Genomic DNA, 23,046 nt, shown 5'->3' on the forward strand with positions numbered 1-23,046 from the left:
GATATCAATGACTTCTTACGTTTCAAAGGACTGGCTGGATTAGCCAAAAAACTGCCCGTAACGGGCAATTAGGCGTTACAATAGCCCGCTTATATTGACCATCACGGATAACTAATGACTTCAGCCAGCCAAGCAGTAAATGACAGCCGCTCAAACCACCCCGCCTTCGAGTGGGTTCGCAGCCAAACCATCGACTCACTGAATATCACCGTTGAAGAATACCGCCATAGAAAAACCGGTGCCGCCCACTACCATATGGCCGCCAATAATGATGAGAATGTCTTTCTGGTCGCATTGCGAACCGTGCCTATGGACTCCCGCGGTGTGGCTCATATCCTGGAGCATACCGCCCTCTGCGGCAGCGAGCGCTACCCGGTACGCGACCCGTTCTTTATGATGATCCGTCGCTCACTCAATACCTTTATGAATGCCTTTACCAGCTCCGACTGGACCGCCTACCCCTTTGCCAGCCAAAACCGCAAAGACTTTAACAATCTGTTAGAGGTCTATTTGGATGCGGTGTTCTTTTCCCGGTTGGATGAGATGGACTTTGCCCAGGAAGGCCATCGGGTAGAATTTGCTGAAACCGATAATGCCGACAGCGACCTGGTCTATAAAGGCGTAGTGTTTAATGAAATGAAGGGGGCGATGAGTTCAGTGCCCAGCACGCTGTGGCAAACCCTGTGCAAGCACCTCTACCCAACCACCACCTACCATTACAACAGTGGCGGCGACCCAGTTGATATTCCCGACCTCAGTTACCAGCAACTGCTCGACTTTTATCGCACCCACTATCACCCCAGCAATGCGATCTTTATGACCTACGGCAATATCAGTGCCGAAGAACATCACGCCAGCTTTGAAGAACGGGCACTGTCACGGTTTGAAAAACTGGATATCAATATCCATGTCCCTGAAGAAAAACGTTATAGCGCGCCGGTTGCCGCCAAAGAACATTATGCCTTTGATGAAGAGGGCAGCAGTGACAATAAAAACCATGTGGTTATGGGCTGGTTATGGGGGCAGAGCGCCAATCTGCAAGATTTATTACAAGGGCAATTACTGTCTAGCGTACTGCTGGATAACAGTAACTCGCCCTTGCAACGCGCCCTGGAAACCACCGAACTGGCCAATTCACCCTCCCCTTTATGCGGCCTTGAAGACTCCATGCGTGAGCTAACCTTTGTCTGCGGTGTTGAAGGCGCACAGGCCGCCGACGTAGACAATATCGAAGCGATGATTCTATCAACCATACAAGATGTGGCTGACAATGGCGTTCCCCAGCAACAGGTCGACGCCGTATTGCACCAGTTAGAGCTACACCAGCGGGAAGTGGGCGGCGATGGCTACCCCTTTGGCCTGCAACTTATTCTTGCAGCCATCGGCAATGCCACTCACCGGGGCGACCCTATAGCGGTACTGAATCTGGACCCGGTATTAGAACAACTGCGTGAAGATATTAAAGACCCTGAATTTATTAAAGGACTGGCGAAAAAGTTATTAATCGACAACCCCCACCGGGTCACGTTGACCATGGCACCCGACAGCGAATTGTCGGCACAGCGGGATCAGGCAGAAGCGGCCAAACTGGCCGAGATCAAAGCGGCGTTGACCGAGCAGGAAAAACAGCAGATTATCGATCAGGCCCATGCCTTAAACGAGCGGCAACGGCAAAAGGACGATGAATCTATTCTACCGAAAGTGGGCCTTGAAGATGTCCCCCCCACCATTCGACAGGTGACAGGTGATACCGCCACACTGGGTGGTATGCCCACCCATAGTTTTTCTCAGGGCACCAACGGCCTGGTTTACCAGCAAGTGTTAATTGAGTTACCGGCATTATCCGATGAACTCACTGCATTGCTGCCCTATTACACCAGCGCCCTGACTGAAATTGGCATAGGCGATAAAGACTATTTGGCCACTCAGGCCTGGCAGGCCAATATCTGTGGCAGCATTAATGCCTTTACGACGATGCGCGGCGCCATTGATAACGAGCAAGCGGTGAGCAGTTATTTAATTTTGTCGTCCAAGGCTCTGTCACGCAACCAGCAGCAACAAGCGCAATTGATGCAGCAAACCTTACAAGATGCCCGTTTCGATGAGTTGCCAAGACTGCGTGAACTGGTGGGCCAGCAACGCGCCCGCCGGGAACAGTCGGTAACCAATAACGGCCATAGTCTGGCGATGACAGCTGCCAGCTCAGGTATGAGCCCAGTGGCACAGCTCAGCCATCAATTAAGCGGCTTAGCCGGTATCCAAGCAGTCAAACAATTGGATGATAGCCTGCAAAACGAGGCAGGGCTGCAAGCCTATGCGGACAAACTCCAAGAGTTGCATCAGCTTATACTCGCCGCCCCCAAACAGTGTTTACTGGTAGCCGAAGCCGATAAACTGGCGCAATGCCAACAGAGCATTAGCACCTTATGGGCGGATACCCCTGTAGCAACGAAGACCAGCCCATTTAAGCCGGACACTATTCGCCAGATCAATAAGCAATTATGGATAGCCAATACTCAGGTTAACTTTTGTGCCAAGGCCTACCCCACCGTGACCTCTGAACACCCTGATGCTGCGGCTTTAACGGTACTGGGCGGTTTTCTGCGCAATGGTTATTTACATCGGGCTATCCGCGAACAAGGGGGCGCTTATGGGGGTGGCGCCAGTCAGGATTCCAATACGGCTTCATTCCGCTTTTATTCTTATCGCGACCCGCGGCTGGAAGAGACCCTGCAAGATTTTGATGGCGCGGTTAACTGGCTACTGGAAACCGAGCATGACCCCGAGCAATTAGAGCAGGCTATTTTAGGGGTGATCAGCAGCCTCGATAAACCGGGCTCACCTGCCGGTGAAGCCAAACAGTCCTTTCACAATAATTTATTTGGCCGCAGCCACGCACAGCGCAGCGGCTTTAGGCAGCGGGTGCTTGAAGTCTCACTGGATGATTTAAAGCGTGTTACCAGCCGCTATTTAACACCCGAGAGCGCCAGTCTGGCGGTGGTTACCAACCAGTCTAATGCCGAACCACTGGGCGATTTTGTGAAAATTAACGCTATTGAGACCCAGACCGTCTAGAAGCTGTTAAGTTAGGCCTAGCGATATAAAAGTTATGTAAAGGAGATAGCCGCAGCCGTACGGTTCCATAACAATCTATGGCGTATAAGATGTTAGAAGTACTCTAAAAGGGTAATGATTTTATGAACTCACATATTTTAATCGCCGACGATGACGTTGAGCTATGCCGCCTGCTAACAGACTTTCTGCAACTGGAGGGCTTTACCGTTTCCTCCGTGCACAATGGCGACGTGGCTGTCGATGAGTTTCAAAGCAAAAAATATGACCTGATGGTATTGGATATTATGCTGCCCGGCAGGCAAGGTCTGGATGTATTGCGGGCCGTGCGTAATACCAGCGACCTCCCAGTAGTGATGCTAACCGCAAGGGGTGACGATACCGATCGTATTCTGGGCCTGGAACTGGGTGCCGATGACTATGTGCCCAAACCCTGTAACCCTAAAGAGTTAGCCGCCCGAGTAAGAGCTGTATTACGCCGTGCGCAAAATACCCAGCAGCAAAAGTCCCCCAGTATTTTATCCACCGGTGAATTATTATTGGATATCACCCGCCGCGAACTGTATTACAAAGAGGAAGCGATTCATTTAACCTCAACCGAATTTGAAATTTTGCAGCTGCTCATGCAACGGGCTGGCAGCGTGGTGGATAAAGAAAATATTTCCAGTGAAGTATTAAAACGCAAACTGGCCGCCTATGACCGCAGCATTGACGTGCATATCAGCAATATCCGCAAAAAACTCAGCCAGTGCGGCGTCGATGATGACCTGATAAAAAATATTCGTGGTGTAGGCTACCAGTTTACCCAAGCCATGCTGACTGAAGACAAATAGGTTTAGGCTGCGCCAATGAACCGGCTTTTTTTTAAAATCTTTATTAGCTTTTGGTTAATTACCATTGCGGTATTACTCGCCATGTTGGCGGCCACGCGTTATATCGCAGAAATCGAACAGTCGCCCAACCCTTCTCCCTATGAGTTGGGTAAAGCTGCACAAGGTATTTTGTCGCGCACCGCAGATATTGCTCAAGAAAGAACCCCTAAAGAGCTGGAGTTGTGGATTCAAGGCCTGCCGAGTATCCACAGTGTTAATGCCTATATTATTAATCTGGAAGACCCTAAACGCTCAACCATTGTACCAGATGATGTGCGCCGTGCCGCCGCGCAATTATCGCTGGAGCAACCCAAGCTCACGGTTAAACTCACCACCTCAATGCTCTATGGCCAACTGCTTATTCGAGATGGCAAACCCATTTCAGAATTATTAATAGCTACCCCCTTACCCCCTTCGCCACTGGTTTACTTTTTTACCACCTATATCTGGTTCCGTTTATTGGCGGCGATCCTGGTCAGTGGTTTAATCTGTTTCTTTATGGCCCGGGCCATCACCCGCCCTATTGTTGCCCTGCGAGATGCCACCCAAGAGTTAGCCGAAGGCAATTTGGATTTCCGCTTTGATTTAAGCAAATACCGCAGTGATGAAATTTCTGAGCTGGGCCATGATTTTAATAATATGGCGGAGCGTATTGGCCAAACACTGGAAGAACAAAAACAATTGGTACGGGATATTTCCCACGAACTGCGCTCACCCTTGGGCCGTATTCAAGTTGCTCTGGCGCTGGCCCAACGCAAGCACGGCGAAGATACCGCGGAACTGGAGCGGGTAGAAAAAGAATGCGACCGTTTAAATGCATTAATTGGGCAACTCTTGGTTGTTCCCAACTATAACCAGCCACTGGATGACACCATCGACCTGGTTTCACTGGTCAAAGGTATTGCCAGCGATGACCAATTAGAAGCCGAGCAAGGCCATAAAACTATTGAAGTGAAAACCGATTTGGAAGAATTATTATTTACCACTTCCGGTAATTTAATGTGGCATGCGGTAGATAATCTGACGCGAAACGCCCTGCGCCACGCCCCTGAAAATACCACCGTGACCATTCATCTTGGCTATCAACCAGCCGATGGCAATATTCGTATTACCGTCAGTGATCAGGGTCAGGGTGTGCCTGATGATTTGATCGAAAATATCTTCCACCCGTTTTATCGCGTGGAAACCGAGCGTGGTCATAGTGATACCGGAGGCCATGGTCTGGGCTTATCCATTGCGAGCCGAGCGATTGAACACCATGGCGGCAGCATTAAAGCACGCAATATTAGCCGTGGCTTTGAAGTCGCTATCAGCCTGCCGGATAACTTACTGGTAGAAAGCCACTGATGACTGGCCAGCCTCTGGCTCTCGCACCATCGCCCACATAGCGGGCCCATCAGGCAGCTGCAAGGTTTGCGTCACCTCAAAGCCAAAGCGTCGGTAAAAACCCAGATTATGGTAGTTAGAGGACTCCAGATAGGCCGGTAACTGCTGCTGGTCACAACGCTTTAACACCGATAGCAATAGCTGGCTTGCCAGCGATGCCCCACCCTGCCACTGACCGCGACAAGCCGGGTCCGTACCAATAATCGCCAAATACCAATGAGGCTGCGCAATACGCGCCGCTGCCGTTATGCGCTGCACCTGCTGCGCCCGATCAACCGCACCCCGCAAGCGCACCATCGCTTCAAGGGAATTAAGGATAACCGCTAACAGTGAGGGCTCCCCAGGAGAGGGCCGCTGCCATACCGCCGCTGACCGGCCTGCCACCGTTTCAATCAGCCCACTGTGGCGATAAGTTTTTATCGCCAATTGCATAATGCCTTCAATCCTTTGCAAGCGGCCTTGCTGCTGCGGGATGATATAAGCCATCACCGGGTCATCAGCAAAGGCCTTGGCCAACAGTGCGGCCAAGCCAGAGCTGGCTGGTGTCGCCTCAACGATAGAACTGTCTATATTCATTATCCCCTGGCTTCGTTGCAACGCTGCTAAGCTGGACATCACTGGAAACTAACACGATATTGACCATAAGCTTAGCAGAACAGCGATTAACACTTTATACTCAGCCACCGGAACATAGGAAGCCCATCGCCTGAGTCACCCAGCCGCTATCAACATCCTGAGCATTGATTAAAAACCTATGGAGATAGCGCTGGCTTCAAAATATATTATTGCTATACTCTTTGGGCATTATAATGACAATAAACGCTCTGGGCTCAATCAAGATACCACGAATAACAATGGCTATACCCCTGCAAATAAATAAACGCATTATCCCTCTATTGCTTCTGGCACTATTGCCTTCTGTGTCACTAGCCTATACCGATGCTGAAATTGACCAAATGTTTAAAGCCTTACAGGCTGAAAATGACGCGCTCAAAGAAGAAATCAAACAACTAAAGCAGGAATCAGAAGCCACTATTCAGGAGCAGCTTGTCCCTGCTCGCCAAAATAACCAAACTCAAATATCCAGCGTAAAACGTTCACTGGAAAAACAGCAAAGTGCCTTAAAGATCAACGGCTTTCTAACCGCCGGCGCATCCAAAGCTGACCCTGCTGTTTATGACCAAAATATCGATATCAGCGACGACATCACCTTTGATACTGATACCATTGTTGGCCTTCAAACCAGTTTTCAATTATCCCCCAAATCCGATGTGACGGTGCAAATGGTTGCCCGTGCCGCTGACAACTGGGAACTGGAAGCCGAGTGGGCTTTTTTACGTTATAACCTGACGGATGACCTGTCCTTTCGTGCCGGCCGTTTAAGGTTGCCGCTCTATCTTTTTTCTGAGTCCTTAGATGTGGGCTTTAGCTACCCCTGGGTTAGGCCACCCAATGAAGTCTATGCGCTGCCGATTAAAAATTATGAAGGTATAGACCTGCTATACACCGCATCCACTGGCGACTGGATACACCAACTACAGGTGTTTGCAGGCAATGATAACGACGATAATTTTGATACCAGTAACTTCTTTGGCGGCAATATCACCTCAAGCAGTGGCCCCTGGACTTACCGCATCAGCGCTTTTAAATTTGATATCGAATTTTCCAAGTTTGCAGGCTTTGAGCCTACAGAAAATATTGAAGACGGTGGCACCTACTACACCCTTGCCGGGATGTACGATGATGGCAACTGGTTAGCCATTACAGAAATCTCAACCTACAAGACCGACCAGACCACGGTATTCCGAGATACTGATTCCGGTTATGTCACGCTGGGCAAGCATATGGGCAAATTTATGCCCCACTTCACCTATGGAAAGTCCTATACCACCAACGAACCCAAAGATGACCCGGTGGATATTTTGCTCGGCCAGTTTATTAACTTTACCGGTACGTCCTATGCTGCGGGCCTACGCTATAACCTGACTGAAAACACCAGTGCCAAGCTGGAGTGGACACACTATACCGACATGGACGGCACCGGTGGTATCTGGAACGGGCTGCGCTTTGATGAGCTCAACGGTAGCAGTGGTCCAGAGGACATCGACAATATCGATATTTACTCTATCGTTCTCGATGTGGTGTTTTAGTCATGAAGATGAATACTGCCTACCTACGCCGATTATCACTGACCTGTATCAGCTGCCTGTTATTCAGCGCCGCCCATGCTGAGGTCTCTGTTGTTGTTCACCCCAATATCGATATGAGCAATATTTCACCCGCTCAAGCGTCTAATATTTTTCTGGGCAAAACCAAGACCTTGCCTAACGGCAAACTGGTTATCCCTATCGACCAGGAAAGAAGCAGTGATGTGCGCAATGAGTTCTATAAAAAGCTGGTTAATAAGAATCAAAACCAGTTGAATGCCTACTGGGCAAGACAGGTATTTACCGGTAAAAGCCAACCCCCTAACCAGGTTAGCAACGATGATGAAGTAAAATTACTGGTAGCCGATAACCCCAGCATGATTGGCTATATTAATAGCTCTGCAGTCGACGCCTCAGTCAAAGTGCTGTTAAGAATTCCTTAACGAACAATCGACCTGACTAACTCGTGGGAAAAGCCACGGTAAACCAAAAAGCGGCTGCGTTTGGCTTTTTCCTTAAAGTCTTTTGATTCTTGCCCACCAAACTTTTTTAGATAAACCTCTTGTGCCAATCCGTGCCACTCATCCGCGACTGCTTCAAGGTAGGTATTAATCAACGCTGAACTCACTTGCTTTTGCTCCAGCTCACGGCGGATTCTCAAGGGGCCCTTACCGGATGATTTACGGCCGTTAATAAAGGACTCTACAAAGCGCTCATCGCTTTGCAGGTTTTCATTTTTTAGGGTAAATATCTGGTCAGCTATCAGCTCCATCAGGCACTCCTTATCAAAAGAGTAACCATAATCAGCATAGCGAAGGAATTTGGTAGAGAGCTTATTAACCAGCTCTTGAAAGGCGTGTTCCCGCCGCGCCAACAAATCCATAGCAGCACGGCGAATATCAACAGGTTTTATTTCTTTGGGCTTAACAGGCATTGTTATTTTCTAACCCCACTCTCAGCACAGCCCGTAGGGTGGATTATAATCCACCGCTTATGTCTGCTCGGGCAAAGCCCTGGTGGATTATAATCCACCCTACTCTACAGCGCTGGATTCCCGCTTACGCGGGAATGACGAGGGCAGCAGTCAGGCGGCGGTGGGTTGCAGGGTTATTCGGCGGCTTCCATATCTTCTACTACCTGTAGGTCTGGCGTGCCGCCACTAACAGGGCCTAATAACTCACTGCGAATTTTACCTTCAATGGTGTCGGCAATATCCGGGTTATCCAGCAGGAATTTTGCCGCATTGGCTTTACCCTGCCCAATCTTGTCACCGTTATAGGCATACCAGGCACCGGCTTTATCTATCAGCCCCTGCTTAACGCCAAGGTCGATAACTTCACCCATACGGTAAATACCTTTGCCGTACATAATCTGGAATTCAGCCTGCTTAAAGGGTGGTGATACTTTGTTTTTCACAACCTTAACGCGGGTTTCGTTACCAATGACTTCATCGCCATCTTTGATAGCACCAGTGCGGCGAATATCTAAACGTACTGATGAGTAAAACTTCAGTGCATTACCGCCAGTGGTGGTTTCTGGCGAACCAAACATGACACCAATTTTCATACGGATTTGGTTGATAAAGATCACCAGGCAGTTGGCATTTTTGATATTGCCGGTCATTTTGCGCATAGCCTGTGACATCATTCGCGCTGCAAGGCCCATATGAGAGTCGCCGATATCCCCTTCAATTTCTGCTTTAGGGGTCAGTGCTGCCACTGAGTCGACTACGACGACATCAACAGAACCGGAACGTACCAACATATCGGTAATTTCAAGAGCCTGTTCGCCGGTGTCTGGCTGGGATACCAGCATATCGTCGATATTAACACCCAGCTTTTCAGCGTAAGAAGGGTCCAGTGCATGCTCCGCATCGATAAAGGCACAGGTAGCGCCGTTCTTTTGTGCTTCGGCAATCACGCTGAGAGTCAGTGTGGTTTTACCGGATGATTCAGGGCCATAAATTTCTACAATACGTCCTTTAGGTAAACCGCCTATACCTAAAGCCACATCCAAACCCAGTGAGCCGGTAGAGATCGCAGGAATGGCTTCCCGTGACTCTTCACCCATTTTCATAATGGAACCTTTACCAAACTGACGCTCAATTTGGGACAAGGCGGCTGATAGGGCTTTTTCTTTATTGGTATCCATAATCGTCTCTCTCGCTTCTCGCTATATATTATTAGCTATTATCGTTGGCTAAATATTGTGCCGGGCACAGATTGCAGCAATCTGCGGCGGGTACCCAGCGGAATATTTGGTCTGTGTGGCCCGATTTGGAAGTACTGTACACATAAACAGTATCATAGACAAACTTTTTTTTAGTGCAAGTAAAAGTTTTTTCCAAATGGGCTTAGCGAGAGTGCTGTTTCAGGAATTGTTCAATATCAGCAAAGGCCTGCTGGGCCTCTGGCACGGTATCCACAAACATATGCCAGACATGGAGCAGACCATGCCAGACTTTCAGCGTTACCGGTGAGCCTGCGGCGCGGGCTTTATTAGCAAAACGTACCGAGTCATCCAGCAACATCTCATTGCTGCTGGCATGGATCAGGGTTGGAGGTAAATTACTCAGGTCACCAAACACCGGAGAAATACTGGGGTCGGCAGGCCGTATACGATAGGTCACCGCCGTAAACCACACTAGCAGGCTCTGGTGGTATTTAGCCAGAGCACCCGCCAGCGGCGACAGCAATACATCGGTTTTAACATTACTGGTAAGGCTGGGGCTGGTATAGGTACTATCGGTCACCGGCGCCAGAGCCACCACAGCTTGCGGAGCACGCAAACCTTTATCGCGTACCCAAAGACTTAAGGCCAGCGCTAAATTGCCCCCCGCAGAGTCACCGGAAACATAGAGGTTATTTAAATTCGCCGCCCCTTCCGGCCCCTGTTCCAATATCCATTGGTAGGCGGCGCGGCTATCATCAATACTTGCCTGACGTTGGTGCTCTGGCAATAAACGGTAGTCCAGTGCAAACACCGGGCCGCCAATCAGCCTGGCATAGTGAGCGGTAATGGGGCGATGGCTCACAGGGCTGCCCATCAGAAAAGCGCCGCCGTGAATATAGAGCATACGGTTTTGAACATTGGCATTGGGGGGCACCAACCACTCGCCTTTGATACCCTGATAATCAACGGGGATTATCTTGCCCTCAAATTGAGCGGTTTTACCAAACTTGTCCATGCCCTCACGCATAGAGAGCAGCCTGGCATTTTTATCCAGCTGCTTAACCTTGGCCCGACTTTCCGCCGTCGGTGTCAGAAAGGCAACAATACCCCCATGGGCTTCACTGGGCTCAACCCCGGCATTGATCACCTCAGGGCGAGGCTGCTGATACTGGGATAAGTCCTCCCCCTGAAAATAAAATTGAGTCACAACAAACAAGACCAGCACAATGACAAGGGGAGCTAAAAGTAACATCAAGGGTTTCTCGCGTATCCAGAAGTTTATTAGAATAAGCATTATGGCATTGCTACTGCCGCAAGTCCCACGACATAGAATGTCTTTATGCAGGCCGCTATAGCAAGCCGGGTTACTTGATATCAGCGGCCAGCGCCTGGGCTACCTTAGATGCCGGAGCCCGACCCAGCAGAGCGGATATCCAGCGCCCGGTACTGGCCAGTTGTGGCAGATCAATACCGTGTTCTATACCCATGCCATCTAACAGGTAGACAACATCTTCTGTGGCGACATTGCCCGAGGCACCTTTGGCATAGGGGCAACCGCCCAGCCCTGCAACAGAGCTATCAATCACCGCCACACCCAATTGCAGAGCCGCAAGAATATTGGCCAGCGCCTGACCATAGGTATCATGAAAATGCACCGCCAGTTTATCCATGGGGATGTTATCGCTCACCGCAGCTAACATTTGGCTAACGGCTATTGGCGTCCCCACCCCCACCGTATCGCCCAGAGAAATTTCATAGCAACCCAAGTCAAATAGCCGTTTGGCCACATAGGCCACTTGGGCGGGATCAATCGCACCTTCATAGGGGCAGCCAACCACGCAGGAAATATAGCCCCGCACTTTTATCCCGGCTGTCGTCGCGGCGTCGATCACGGCAGCGGCACGTTGCAGACTTTCTTCAATAGAGCAGTTAGTATTTTTTTGGGTAAAGGCTTCAGAAGCGGCACAAAACACGGCAACCTCGCTGGCATTAACCGCCAGCGCCCGCTCAAAGCCTTGCAGGTTTGGCACCAGCGCCGCATAAGTAACATGCTCAGCGCGTTTAAGCTGTTCAAACACCTCAGCACTGCCCGCCATTTGTGGCACCCACTTGGGGTTTACAAAAGCACCAGCCTCAATATAACCAAGACCCGCGGCTGCCAGCTGTTCAATCAGTTGTATTTTTGTGCCGGTATCGATAGCTTGCTGTTCATTTTGCAAACCGTCACGGGGGCCCACTTCAACCAATCGCACTTTTTTTGGCACATTCATTATTTATTCAACCGCTTCAAAATTTACCAGCTCACTACCACCATCCACCAAACTGCCTGCCTGATAATAAAACTCAACCACTTTGCCATCGGCAGGTGCCCTTATGGTGTGTTCCATTTTCATCGCTTCCATTACCAGCAGGGCATCATCTTTTTTCACCGTAGCACCGGCTTCAACTAACAGGGCCACCATAGTGCCATTCATTGGCGCGGCTAAACCGCCAGCGCCAGCGCAATCTTCGGTATCGCCAAGGTCGGGTTGTAGCAGATTAAAAGTGACAGCACTATCTTGTGTATAAAGACTATAACCAGCTTGATGCTCGGCCACTGTGGCGGATAATTGGTGGCCATCGAGTGTCGCCTTAAGTTGATGGTTATGCAAACTACCCTGCACGGTGGTCGTGTTGCCATTGGCGCTAATACGGTAACGACGGTTTACACCTTTGCCTATTTGTTCTGCTGTTACCGCTATAACTTGCTGCTGTATTTGTAGTTCAAACTGATGTTGAGGAGCTTCATTTAAACGCCAGCCGCTGGCATCAAACCAGGGAGAGTTGGCATCCGTTGAGTTGGCACGATTGCGCTCCGCCTGCTGTTGCTGCTGTAGCATCAAATACAAGCTGGCCAGAGCTACTGCCTGCTCGATATCAGCGCTGCGGCTGCGGAAAATAAGCGGGTGGTGTTTTTCAATAAAACCGGTATCCAACTCGGCTTCAGCAAAGGGTTTGCTGCTGGCCAGATTATAGAGAAAATCGATATTGGTGGTCATACCACCAATACGATAGTCCTTTAAAGCCTGGGTTAAACGCTGCAAGGCTTTTTCCCGGGTTTCATCCCAGACAATCAGTTTGGCTATCATCGGGTCGTAATAGACACTGACCTCATCTCCCTGCAATACCCCGGTATCCACTCGAACATGGTCTGAGCTTGCTGGTGGCTGAAGAAAAGACAACGTACCGGTCACAGGAAGAAAATCATTATCCGGGTCCTCCGCATAAATACGTGCCTCAAAAGCGTGGCCACTTATGCTTAGCTGTTGCTGACTGGCTGGCAGCGGTTCACCGGCGGCAACACGCAACTGCCATTCCACTAAATCCTGGCCAGTGATCATTTCTGTTACCGGATGCTCTACCTGCAAGCGGGTATTCATTTCCATAAAATAGAAGGAGCCATCGCTATCTAATAGAAACTCTACAGTACCCGCACCTTCATAGTTAATCGCCTGAGCGGAGCGAATAGCCGCTTCACCCATAGCGCTACGCAGTGTCTCGGTCATTCCCGGTGCCGGCGCTTCTTCAATCACTTTCTGATGGCGGCGCTGCACTGAGCAGTCCCGCTCAAATAAATACACGGCATTGCCCTGCTGGTCACAGAAGACTTGAATTTCTACATGGCGGGGCTGGGTTAAATATTTTTCTACCAGCATATCCTCATTGCCAAAGGCGTTAAGTGACTCGCGTTTAGCGGCCTCTAATGCTTCATCAAAATCCGCTTCACTCCATACCTGACGCATGCCTTTACCACCGCCGCCAGCAACCGCTTTAAGCAGTACCGGATAGCCCATCTCATCAGCGGCTTGTTTTAATATGTCTCTGCTTTGATCATCACCATGATAACCGGGCACTAAAGGAACAGCGGCTTTTTCCATAATGGTTTTGGCCGCAGACTTGGAACCCATTGCTTCGATAGCGCCAACCGGAGGGCCGATAAAAACAATATCGTTATCTTTACAGGCTTTACAAAATGCTGCATTTTCAGAAAGAAAACCGTAGCCGGGGTGAATCGCTTCTGCGCCGGTTTTTTTCGCCGCCTCGATAACCCGCTCATACACTAAATAAGAATCCCTCGAAGGCGCCGCACCAATATGTATGGCTTCATCGGCCATACTGACATGCAGGGCATCTTTATCCGCATCACTGTAAACCGCTACGGTGCGAATACCGAGTTTACGGGCTGTGCGAATAACCCGGCAGGCAATTTCACCGCGGTTGGCAATCAGAATTTTATGAAAGTATTGAATAGTCATCGGTTTACTTAACCCAAGCCGGTGAACGTTTTTCCAAAAAGGCCGTTAAGCCTTCCTGCCCTTCTGCTGATACTCGAATATCCGCAATGCGTTCGCAGCTTTCGCTGATCACTTGCTCAGTGATCTCGCCATCAACCTCAAACACTAATTGCTTGGCCGCAGCTACCGCTGCTGGCCCGCTAGTTAATAGCTGCTCAACCAACTCGGCAATAGCAGCATCAAGCGCCGCTTCATCAGCAACCACCTGTGATACCAGACCAAGATTTAAAGCTTCACCCGCATCAAAACGCCCCGCGGTGGTAAAGTAACGGCGGGCAGCGCGCTGACCAATGGCTGCCACAACATAAGGGCCTATAGTGGCGGGGATCATACCGATTTTAGCTTCGCTTAAACTAAACACGGCTCGGTTGGCGGCAACGGCCATATCACAGCAACTCACCAAACCAACACCGCCACCAAAGGTAGCGCCCTGCACTCTGGCAATCGTGGGCTTGGCCATAAAATTTAATGCTTTTAACATATCTGCCAGAGCTACCGCATCGGCCAGATTTTCTTCACGGCTATAATTGGCGGTACGTTTCATCCAGTTTAAATCGGCACCGGCGGAAAAACTTTTGCCATTAGACGCCAGCACCACCACACGGACATCGCAGTTATCATTAAGCTCGGCAAAGGTTTGCTTAAGCTCGTTGATAACCACATCATCAAAGGCATTATGCTTATCTGGGTTATTGAGTGTAACCGTGGCCACACCACGATGATCGAGGCTAGTGGTAACAAATTTCATAGACGCTCCAATAAAATATCACTCACCGCCGTCATTCCCGCGAAGACGGCAATAACAGCCCGTAGGGTGGATTATAATCCACCGCTTACCACAACTTTTGGTTGGGGTTGGTGGATTGTAATCCACCCTACTAGCACCAGCTTTCCGGGCGTAGGGTGGATTATAATCCACCGCTTACCACAACTTTTGGTTGGGGTTGGTGGATTGTAATCCACCCTACTAGCACCAGCTTTCCGGGCGTAGGGTGGATTATAATCCACCGCTTACCACAACTTTTGGTTGGGGTTGGTGGATTGTAATCCACCCTACTAGCACCAGCTTTCCGGGCGTAGGGTGGATTATAATCCACCGCTTACCACAACTTTTGGTTGGGGTTGGTGGATTGTAATCCACCCTACTAGCACCAGCTTTCCGGGCGTAGGGTGGATTATAATCCACCGGTTACCACAACTTTTGGTTGGGGTTGGTGGATTGTAATCCACCCTACTAGCACCAGCTTTCCGGGCGTAGGGTGGATTGTAATCCACCGCTTACCACAACTTTTGGTTGGGGTTGGTGGATTGTAATCCACCCTACTAGCACCAGCTTTCCGCCTTCGCGGGAATGACGGTTAATTACATTCTGAAGACACCGAACCTGGTGTCTTCAATGGCTTTATTCAGGCTGGCTGAAATAGCCAGAGCTAATACTTCACGGGTTTGCGCAGGGTCAATCACTCCGTCATCCCATAATCGGGCCGAGGCATAATAGGGGTGGCCCTGGCTTTCGTAGTTATCAATAATCGGCTGTTTAAACTCGGCCTCTTCACTCTCGGCCCACGCTTCTCCGGCCTTGGTTTTTTGGTCGCGTTTTACTTGGGCTAAAACACCGGCAGCCTGCTCACCACCCATCACGGATATACGGGCATTGGGCCACATAAACATAAAGCGAGGGTCATAGGCTCTGCCGCACATACCGTAGTTACCCGCGCCAAAGGAGCCGCCGATTAACACCGTAAATTTAGGCACCTGGGCAGTAGCCACAGCGGTCACCATTTTGGCACCATGTTTGGCGATACCGTCGTTTTCGTATTGCTTGCCCACCATAAAGCCGGTGATATTTTGTAAAAAAACCAAAGGGATTTTGCGCTGGGCACAGAGCTCAATAAAATGCGCGCCTTTTTGTGCAGACTCACCAAATAAAATACCGTTATTGGCCACAATACCTATCGGGTAACCTGAAATACGGGCAAAACCACAGACCAGAGTTGAACCATAAAGGGCTTTAAATTCATCAAAGTTAGAGCCATCAACAATACGGGCAATAATCTCTCTAACATCATAGGGCTGGCGCGTATCTTTGGGGATAATGCCGTAGATTTCTTCGCTATCAAATAAGGGTTCAACGGGTTCTTGAATATCCAGCGCAATCGGTTTAACGCGGTTAAGTCTTGCCACTGAGTTTCTGGCCAGTTCTAAGGCATGATGATCATTTTGCGCCAAATGATCGGCAACACCGGAGGTGCGACAATGTACATCCGCCCCGCCTAAATCTTCTGCGGAGACAATTTCTCCCGTGGCGGCTTTTACCAACGGCGGTCCACCTAAAAATATCGTGCCCTGCTCTTTCACAATAATTGATTCATCGGCCATAGAAGGCACATAGGCACCACCGGCGGTACAGGAGCCCATCACCACTGCAATCTGTGGAATATTTTGCGCTGACATATTCGCCTGATTAAAGAAGATACGGCCAAAGTGTTCACGGTCTGGAAAAACTTCATCCTGACGAGGCAGATTAGCGCCACCAGAGTCGACTAAATAAATACAGGGTAAATTATTTTCCTGAGCAATAGTCTGGGCGCGTAAATGCTTTTTAACCGTAAGGGGGTAGTAGCTGCCGCCTTTGACTGTGGCATCATTGGCAACAATCATACACTCCTGACCGCTCACCCGGCCGATACCGGCAATCACACCCGCACAATGAACATCTTCACCATAAACATCCATAGCAGCCAGTTGCGAGATTTCTAAAAAGGGCGAACCGGGGTCTAATAAACCGGCCACGCGATCACGGGGTAATAACTTACCTCTGGCAAGATGTCGCTCGCGGGATTTTTCACCGCCGCCGAGTTTAATCGCGGCCAGTTTTTCCCTCAGGTCATCTACCTGCGCCTGCATCGCCTTGGCGTTGTCACTAAACTCTGTACTGCGAGTATTAATTTTCGATTGAATAATCGGCATAGCTGTTTTCCTGCTGCGCTTTATTGGGTTTCATTAAATAATTCGCGGCCAATTAACATACGGCGAATTTCAGAAGTACCGGCACCAATTTCATAGAGTTTGGCATCGCGCAGTAAACGGCCGGCGGGGAATTCATTGATATAACCATTGCCCCCCAGTAACTGAATGGCATCCAGCGCTTTTTGTGTGGCTCTTTCCGCAATAAATAAAATCACTCCGGCGCAATCCTTTCGGCTTTCCTGACCGCGGTCACAGGCTTGATTAACGGCATATAGATAGGCTCTGGACGCCGCCAGCTCGGCATACATATCGGCGACCTTGCCCTGAACTAATTGAAATTCACCAATGCTTTGATCAAACTGTTTACGGTCATGGATATAGGGCACTACCAAATCCATACAGGACTGCATAATACCCAGCGGGCCTGCGGCCAATACTGCCCGTTCAAAATCCAGGCCGCTCATTAATACCGCAACACCGCCCCCCTCTTTACCCAAAATATTCTCGGCGGGCACTTTGGCATTTTCAAATACCAGCTCACAGGTGTTAGAACCGCGCATACCTAATTTATCGAGTTTTTGATGACGGCTAAAACCTTCAGTATCCCGCTCAACGATAAAAGCAGTAATCCCGCGGGAACCGGCACTGATATCGGTTTTGGCATAGATCACATAGGTATGGGCATCGGGGCCATTGGTGATCCACATTTTATTGCCGTTAAGAATATAGTGGTCGCCCTGCTTTTCCGCTTTCAGTTTTAGGCTAACCACATCAGAACCGGCATTGGGCTCGGACATGGCCAGGGCACCGATATGTTCACCAGAACATAGCTTGGGCAAATATTTTTCTTTTTGTGCCGCTGTGCCGTTTTTATGGATTTGGTTAACACATAAATTAGAGTGAGCGCCGTAGGATAAACCGACAGAACCGGAGGCGCGGGAGATTTCTTCCATTACCACCGCATGCGCCAGATAGCCCATATTGGTGCCACCGTATTCTTCCGCCACCGTCATACCCAATAAACCCATATCGCCAAACTTTTTCCACAGGTCCATAGGGAAGGCATTATCAGCATCAATCGCTTCGGCGCGGGGAGCAATTTCATCCTGACAAAATTTATACACCGCATCACGCAGCATATCGATCTCTTCGCCAAGGTTAAAATTTAAGGTGGGGTAGCTGGTGCTCATGGATAATTATCCTCTGTGTTTATTACGATTTGCCAAGGGCCTCAGCGGCCCGCTGCTCAACCTGTTCTAATTCCAGCATCATGACCTGTAAATCTTCCAATTGGCTGGCCAACTGCTCGCGGCGAGTCTGGATCATCGTCATTAATTTTTTTAGCTGGGCGGCATTACCATGATCGGGGTCGTACATACTGATAATTTCACCGCTCTCTTCCAGCGAAAACCCCAGCCGCTTACCGCGCAGGATCAGCTTTAATTTGGTGTGGTCTGCGCTGCTATAAATACGGCTGGTGCCCTTGCGCTCGGGCGCTAATAAACCCTTCTCTTCATAGAAGCGGATGGTACGCGTTGTCACATCAAACTCAGCGGCTAATTCGGAAATGGTGTATTGCCTGACTTTGGACATAGAGCAAATAGTGGCTAATGAAGGATGGGCTTATCTTAGTTGACGTTAACGTCAAGGTCAACAACAAGCGAAATACTCATTGTCCGTAGTAAAGCACGCCAGAAATTGGTAGATTGCCCCACCAACAATAAGAATTGAAGCGCTACAGCCGCCAGCTACAACAACGCAAGCCTATGAAAACATTACGTAATTTCTTTCTAAACCTAAAAGTTATCAGCATTATGGTGTATAGCGCCATTCTCGGGCGCGCCTACCTGAAGGACTATCAGCCAGAGACTCTCTGCTACTGCCAAAGTGGTGGCAGGGAAATGATGCTGGATATCTACCGCCCCAAAGCCCCTTCTGCTGCCCCCCTGCCCGTTATTCTCTGGTTTCACGGCGGCGCCTGGAAAATGGGTAATCGGCAGGCCATTGAACGTATTGCCGCCGAGCAACTGGAACGGGGCTTTGCACTGGTCAGCGTGAGTTACTCACTGAGTGATATCGCCCAGTGGCCAAGCCAATGCCATGAAGCCAAAGCGGCCCTGCGCTATTTACGCGCCAATGCCAGTGAGCTGGGTATTAACGCAGATAAAATTATCGCCGCCGGTATGTCAGCAGGTGCCCATATGGCCTGTATGCTTGGCGTTTCTGCCGACCACCAGACATTAAATGGTGAACTGGGTGAACATAATGATCAGCCTAATACGGTACAGGGTGTACTCGCCTTATACCCGCCAACGGATTTTCTATCGGTGCCAGAAGATTACGATGGATTATTGGATTATTATGCGCCAGACTCACCCGTTACCGAATTACTGGGCGAGTCCATCCGCACAGCACCGGAAAAAGCTGACCTGGCCTCACCGGCAAAACTGGCCAATAAGGATTGCCCACCCACCTTATTACTGCATGGCGACGCCGACCCTATTGTACCTATTGCACAAAGTGAATTAATGCATAGTGCACTGTTAAACGCCGGAGCCCAAAGCGAGTTTATACCCGTCGCCGACTATACCCATGGCGACTATCGTTTTAACCGCGATCAACCAGCAGAAAAAATATCGAGCTTTTTACAGACCCTGATATAAAGCATCGATCTGGTAACCACAGGAATAGATACCAGAATGAAACTATCAAAGTTTGGTGAAAAATTTACCGGCAGCTCCGGTATTGTTGAACTGATGGACGACCTCGGGGTTGCCCTGAGCGAAAACCCGGATATGATTTTTATGGGTGGCGGCAACCCCGGCCGACTACCCCATGTTGAGACGGTTTTTCAGCAGCGGCTGGAAGCGATTATGGCAAACCCGGATGAGCGCCATAGCTTATTTGGTATTTATCAATCGCCACAGGGTGACAAGGAATTTCTTAAACAGGTGGCCGGTTTTCTTAACCAACAATTTGGCTGGTCCTTAAGCCACCGTAATATTGCCGTCTCCAATGGCAGCCAATCGGCGTTTTTTGTTTTGTACAATATGTTTGCCGGTGACATGAAAGACGGCAGCGAAAAATCCATTCATCTGCCTCTGGCACCGGAGTATCTGGGCTATGCGGATACCGGGCTCAGTGATAATTTTTTTACCGCCACCAAACCCACCATTGAATTACTCGATAATCAGCTGTTTAAATACGGCGTGGATTTTTCCCGCTTGCAGATTGATCAATCCAGCGCAGCACTATGTGTCTCCAGGCCAACCAACCCAACCGGCAATGTACTCACCGACGATGAAATTGAACATTTAGACCAGATTGCCCAAGCCAATAATATTCCTTTTATTATTGATGGCGCTTATGGCCTACCCTTCCCCGGTATTATTTTTACCAATGCAAAACCGCACTGGAATGATAATACGATTTTAGTCCTAAGCCTCTCCAAGCTTGGTTTGCCCGGAGTGCGTACCGGTATTGTGGTGGCCAATGAAGAAGTGATTAATGCCTATACCACCGCCAATACCATTGTTAGCCTGGCCTGTGGGACATTGGGGCCAGCACTGGCTAAAGAGCTATTTAAGAGCGGTGAAATCCTTAGCCTGTCCAATGACCATGTTGCCCCCTTCTATAAAGACGGCGCAGAAACCGCAGCACAATGGTTTCGTGAAGCCCTGCATGACCTGCCCTTTCATATCCATAAACCCGAGGGGGCTATCTTTCTCTGGCTTTGGTTTGACCAACTGCCGATTAGCAGCCAAGTGCTGTATGAACGTTTAAAACAACGGGGGTATTAATTGTGCCCGGCCATAACTTTTTTGTCGGCATACAGGATGACTGGGAGCATAAACATGAATGCATCCGTGTCTCCTATGCGCAAGACAAAGCAACTGTTAAACAGGGCATACAGATAATCGCCGAGGAAGTCAGAAACGCTTACAACAATACCTAAGACGATTTATAACCGTCTCAGCTAGCACTCATAATTGCTATTGCCGCCCACCCATACTATTCAGGAAACAACAGCATGCGCCAATACACAAACTTTTATATTAATGGCCAATGGGTAGCCCCACACTCTGGCAATACACTGGACGTTATAAACCCGGCAACTGAAGCCATCAGCGGCCATATTGCTATGGGCTCGGCAGCGGATGTGGATACAGCGGTAGCCGCGGCAAAAGCAGCCTTCCCTTCATACGCCAATACCAGCCGCGAGCAACGCCTGGCACTGCTGGAAAATATTCTCAGTATCTATAACCGTCGCTATGATGAAATTGCCCAAGCCATCAGCGAAGAAATGGGCGCGCCCATTACCATAGCCATGGAAGACCAGGCAGGCACCGGCACTGGCCATCTGGAAACAGCGATAGAAACCTTAAAGACGTTTGAGTTTGAAGAGCCTATGGGCAGCACCCGTATTTATAAGGAGCCTATAGGTGTCTGTGCCTTAATCACGCCCTGGAACTGGCCGATTAACCAGGTGGTCTGTAAAGTCGTGCCCGCGCTGGCAACAGGTTGTACCATAGTACTAAAACCCAGCGAGGTCGCCCCCTATTCCAGCTACTTATTTGCCGAGGTATTAGCAGAAGCCGGAGTGCCTGCCGGTGTTTTTAATCTGGTAAATGGCGATGGCCCTACGGTAGGTGCTGCCATGTCATGCCACCCCGATGTGGATATGGTCTCCTTTACCGGCTCAACCCGTGCCGGTGCACAGGTGGCCAAAGCCGCAGCGGATACCGTCAAACGCGTCTCGCAGGAACTGGGGGGCAAGTCTGCCAATATTATTTTAGCGGATGCCGATCTCGAAGAGGCGGTCACTGAAGGAGCACTGGGCTGCTTTTTTAATACCGGCCAGTCCTGTGATGCCCCAACCCGAATGTTAGTGCCCGAACAGCTGCATGATAAGGCAGTAGAAATCGCAGTGCGCGCCGCCCAATCCGTCGTCACCGGCGACCCCAGTGATAAAAACACCACCATGGGTCCTGTGGTTAGCCAGGTGCAATTTGACCGTATTCAAAGCCTGATTAAGCAAGGTATTGATGAAGGTAGCAAACTGGCCTGTGGCGGCCCCGGTAAACCTGACAAGCTGGACAAAGGTTATTACGTTAAGCCGACTATTTTTTCCCATGTAAAAAACAACAGCACCATAGCCCAGCAAGAAATTTTTGGCCCGGTGCTGGCTATTCTGCCTTATAAAGATGAAGCAGAGGCAATTGAGATTGCTAACGATTCTCTTTATGGGCTGTGTGGCTATGTCTGGGGTGATGAAGCACGAGCCGTGGCCGTGGCCAGTAAAATGCGTACCGGCATGGTGTTATTAAATGGCGATGAAGGGGACTATAACGCCCCCTTTGGCGGCTATAAGCAATCGGGCAATGGCCGGGAGTTTGGCAAGTTTGGCTTTGAAGAGTTTTTAGAAACCAAAGCGATTATGGGGATCAGTGGACAGTGATAACAGCCTATGATGCAAGTCATTCCCCGGGCCTTAATTGAAGAATCATATCCCACTTGGCACTGATGGCAGCACTGCAATTCACCCCGGTAACCAGTGACTTGCGTTTGCTGCAAAAAAAGTACGCCGTGGATAGCAGAACCGACAGCACAAAGATATCGATCCAGCCCGCCGCCCTATTATCAACCAGTGGCAATGCCGCCCCATCCGGGCCAAAATAAAACAGCCCCGCACAAAACAGAGCCAATACCATCATCATAACGCCGACACTGGTGACATAGGAGTGCTTGCGACTTTCACCGCTCAGATTGGCCTGATAATTGACCGCCAGATGCCCTCGATAATTATCAAGGTCGGTCTCCCACCGCCACAGACTAATATCAGGGTTCTGCTCAATCTTTTTCAAATAGCCCACTTTTCTTTGAATAGTCACGGCCTTATCAAAGATTACGATTAAGGCCAATTCAATTAACAACATGGGAGTTATATAAACCAGTGAATGCACTTTGGTTGCCGCCGCATACGCCAATACAGCGGAGGTTACCGCAAGGGCAATACTAAACAACTGAAACTGGCAGCGCTTTTGGTCAATAATTTCATCCCTGATCGATTGGTAAATAATATCCCTGTGCATA

At 49.6% G+C, this 23,046-nt stretch carries 19 protein-coding genes; 8 read left to right on the forward strand and 11 right to left on the reverse strand.

Features of this window, described 5'->3' with window-relative positions:
• Nucleotides 1-114 precede the first annotated feature (114 nt).
• The 3 genes from BST96_RS20140 to BST96_RS20150 all read left to right on the forward strand — a co-directional run bounded on the left by BST96_RS20140 (nt 115) and on the right by BST96_RS20150 (nt 5,291).
• Nucleotides 115-3,075, forward strand: coding sequence for an insulinase family protein (locus BST96_RS20140; protein ID WP_085760412.1), 2,961 nt, complete (start codon nt 115-117; stop codon nt 3,073-3,075).
• A gap of 122 nt (nt 3,076-3,197) precedes the next feature.
• Entirely contained in the window at nt 3,198-3,905 is a 708-nt protein-coding gene (locus BST96_RS20145) for a response regulator transcription factor (protein WP_085760413.1), read from the forward strand.
• Between the two features lie 15 nt (nt 3,906-3,920).
• Nucleotides 3,921-5,291 carry an ATP-binding protein gene (locus tag BST96_RS20150; RefSeq protein WP_085760414.1) on the forward strand — a complete coding sequence of 457 codons (1,371 nt, stop codon included), beginning with the start codon at nt 3,921-3,923 and terminating at the stop codon, nt 5,289-5,291.
• Here BST96_RS20150 and BST96_RS20155 read toward each other — a convergent pair.
• A complete protein-coding gene (locus tag BST96_RS20155; protein WP_085760415.1) occupies nt 5,271-5,906 on the reverse strand; it encodes a GNAT family N-acetyltransferase in 636 nt (211 codons plus the stop codon). The two genes, BST96_RS20150 and BST96_RS20155, sit on opposite strands and share 21 nt — an antisense overlap.
• A gap of 278 nt (nt 5,907-6,184) precedes the next feature.
• Between BST96_RS20155 and BST96_RS20160 the strand changes: the two genes are divergently transcribed.
• Together BST96_RS20160 and BST96_RS20165 are read left to right on the forward strand one after the other, a co-directional pair.
• The gene (locus BST96_RS20160) at nt 6,185-7,480 is read left to right on the forward strand and encodes a hypothetical protein (protein ID WP_157118029.1); all 1,296 of its coding nucleotides are present in this window, start codon (nt 6,185-6,187) and stop codon (nt 7,478-7,480) included.
• 2 nt (nt 7,481-7,482) lie between these two features.
• The gene (locus BST96_RS20165) at nt 7,483-7,920 is read left to right on the forward strand and encodes a type 2 periplasmic-binding domain-containing protein (RefSeq protein WP_085760417.1); all 438 of its coding nucleotides are present in this window, start codon (nt 7,483-7,485) and stop codon (nt 7,918-7,920) included.
• Here the strand turns inward: BST96_RS20165 and BST96_RS20170 are convergent.
• The 9 genes from BST96_RS20170 to BST96_RS20210 form a co-directional block, all read right to left on the reverse strand.
• Nucleotides 7,917-8,411 carry a regulatory protein RecX gene (locus BST96_RS20170; protein WP_085760418.1) on the reverse strand — a complete coding sequence of 165 codons (495 nt, stop codon included), beginning with the start codon at nt 8,409-8,411 and terminating at the stop codon, nt 7,917-7,919. The genes BST96_RS20165 and BST96_RS20170 overlap by 4 nt on opposite strands.
• A 173-nt stretch (nt 8,412-8,584) precedes the next feature.
• Entirely contained in the window at nt 8,585-9,628 is a 1,044-nt protein-coding gene (recA, locus tag BST96_RS20175; RefSeq protein ID WP_085760419.1) for a recombinase RecA, read from the reverse strand.
• A 202-nt stretch (nt 9,629-9,830) separates the two neighbouring features.
• Nucleotides 9,831-10,901: an alpha/beta hydrolase gene (locus BST96_RS20180; RefSeq protein WP_169714056.1), complete on the reverse strand. Its 1,071-nt coding sequence runs from the start codon at nt 10,899-10,901 to the stop codon at nt 9,831-9,833.
• Nucleotides 10,902-11,013: 112 nt separating this feature from the next.
• A complete protein-coding gene (locus BST96_RS20185; RefSeq protein ID WP_085760421.1) occupies nt 11,014-11,919 on the reverse strand; it encodes a hydroxymethylglutaryl-CoA lyase in 906 nt (301 codons plus the stop codon).
• Nucleotides 11,920-11,922: 3 nt separating this feature from the next.
• A complete protein-coding gene (locus tag BST96_RS20190) occupies nt 11,923-13,944 on the reverse strand; it encodes an acetyl/propionyl/methylcrotonyl-CoA carboxylase subunit alpha (protein ID WP_085760422.1) in 2,022 nt (673 codons plus the stop codon).
• Nucleotides 13,945-13,948: 4 nt separating this feature from the next.
• A complete protein-coding gene (locus tag BST96_RS20195; protein ID WP_085760423.1) occupies nt 13,949-14,731 on the reverse strand; it encodes an enoyl-CoA hydratase/isomerase family protein in 783 nt (260 codons plus the stop codon).
• Between the two features lie 614 nt (nt 14,732-15,345).
• Nucleotides 15,346-16,953, reverse strand: a complete 1,608-nt coding sequence (locus tag BST96_RS20200; RefSeq protein ID WP_085760424.1) for a carboxyl transferase domain-containing protein — start codon at nt 16,951-16,953, stop codon at nt 15,346-15,348.
• A 20-nt stretch (nt 16,954-16,973) separates the two neighbouring features.
• Nucleotides 16,974-18,143, reverse strand: coding sequence for an isovaleryl-CoA dehydrogenase (locus BST96_RS20205; RefSeq protein WP_085760425.1), 1,170 nt, complete (start codon nt 18,141-18,143; stop codon nt 16,974-16,976).
• A gap of 22 nt (nt 18,144-18,165) precedes the next feature.
• Nucleotides 18,166-18,546, reverse strand: coding sequence for a MerR family transcriptional regulator (locus BST96_RS20210; protein WP_085760426.1), 381 nt, complete (start codon nt 18,544-18,546; stop codon nt 18,166-18,168).
• A gap of 173 nt (nt 18,547-18,719) precedes the next feature.
• Here BST96_RS20210 and BST96_RS20215 point away from each other — a divergent pair, with 173 nt between their 5' ends.
• From BST96_RS20215 to BST96_RS20225, 3 genes are all read left to right on the forward strand, one after another.
• Complete coding sequence (locus tag BST96_RS20215) at nt 18,720-19,616, forward strand: alpha/beta hydrolase (RefSeq protein ID WP_085760427.1); 897 nt, start codon at nt 18,720-18,722, stop codon at nt 19,614-19,616.
• Nucleotides 19,617-19,652: 36 nt separating this feature from the next.
• Complete coding sequence (locus BST96_RS20220) at nt 19,653-20,753, forward strand: valine--pyruvate transaminase (RefSeq protein WP_338043292.1); 1,101 nt, start codon at nt 19,653-19,655, stop codon at nt 20,751-20,753.
• Between the two features lie 230 nt (nt 20,754-20,983).
• Complete coding sequence (locus tag BST96_RS20225; RefSeq protein ID WP_085760428.1) at nt 20,984-22,411, forward strand: aldehyde dehydrogenase family protein; 1,428 nt, start codon at nt 20,984-20,986, stop codon at nt 22,409-22,411.
• 19 nt (nt 22,412-22,430) lie between these two features.
• Here BST96_RS20225 and BST96_RS20230 read toward each other — a convergent pair whose 3' ends face one another.
• Complete coding sequence (locus BST96_RS20230; protein WP_085756722.1) at nt 22,431-23,045, reverse strand: hypothetical protein; 615 nt, start codon at nt 23,043-23,045, stop codon at nt 22,431-22,433.
• Between the last annotated feature and the right edge of the window lies 1 nt (nt 23,046).

The organism is Oceanicoccus sagamiensis, from assembly GCF_002117105.1.
Taxonomy (GTDB): domain Bacteria; phylum Pseudomonadota; class Gammaproteobacteria; order Pseudomonadales; family Dasaniaceae; genus Oceanicoccus; species Oceanicoccus sagamiensis.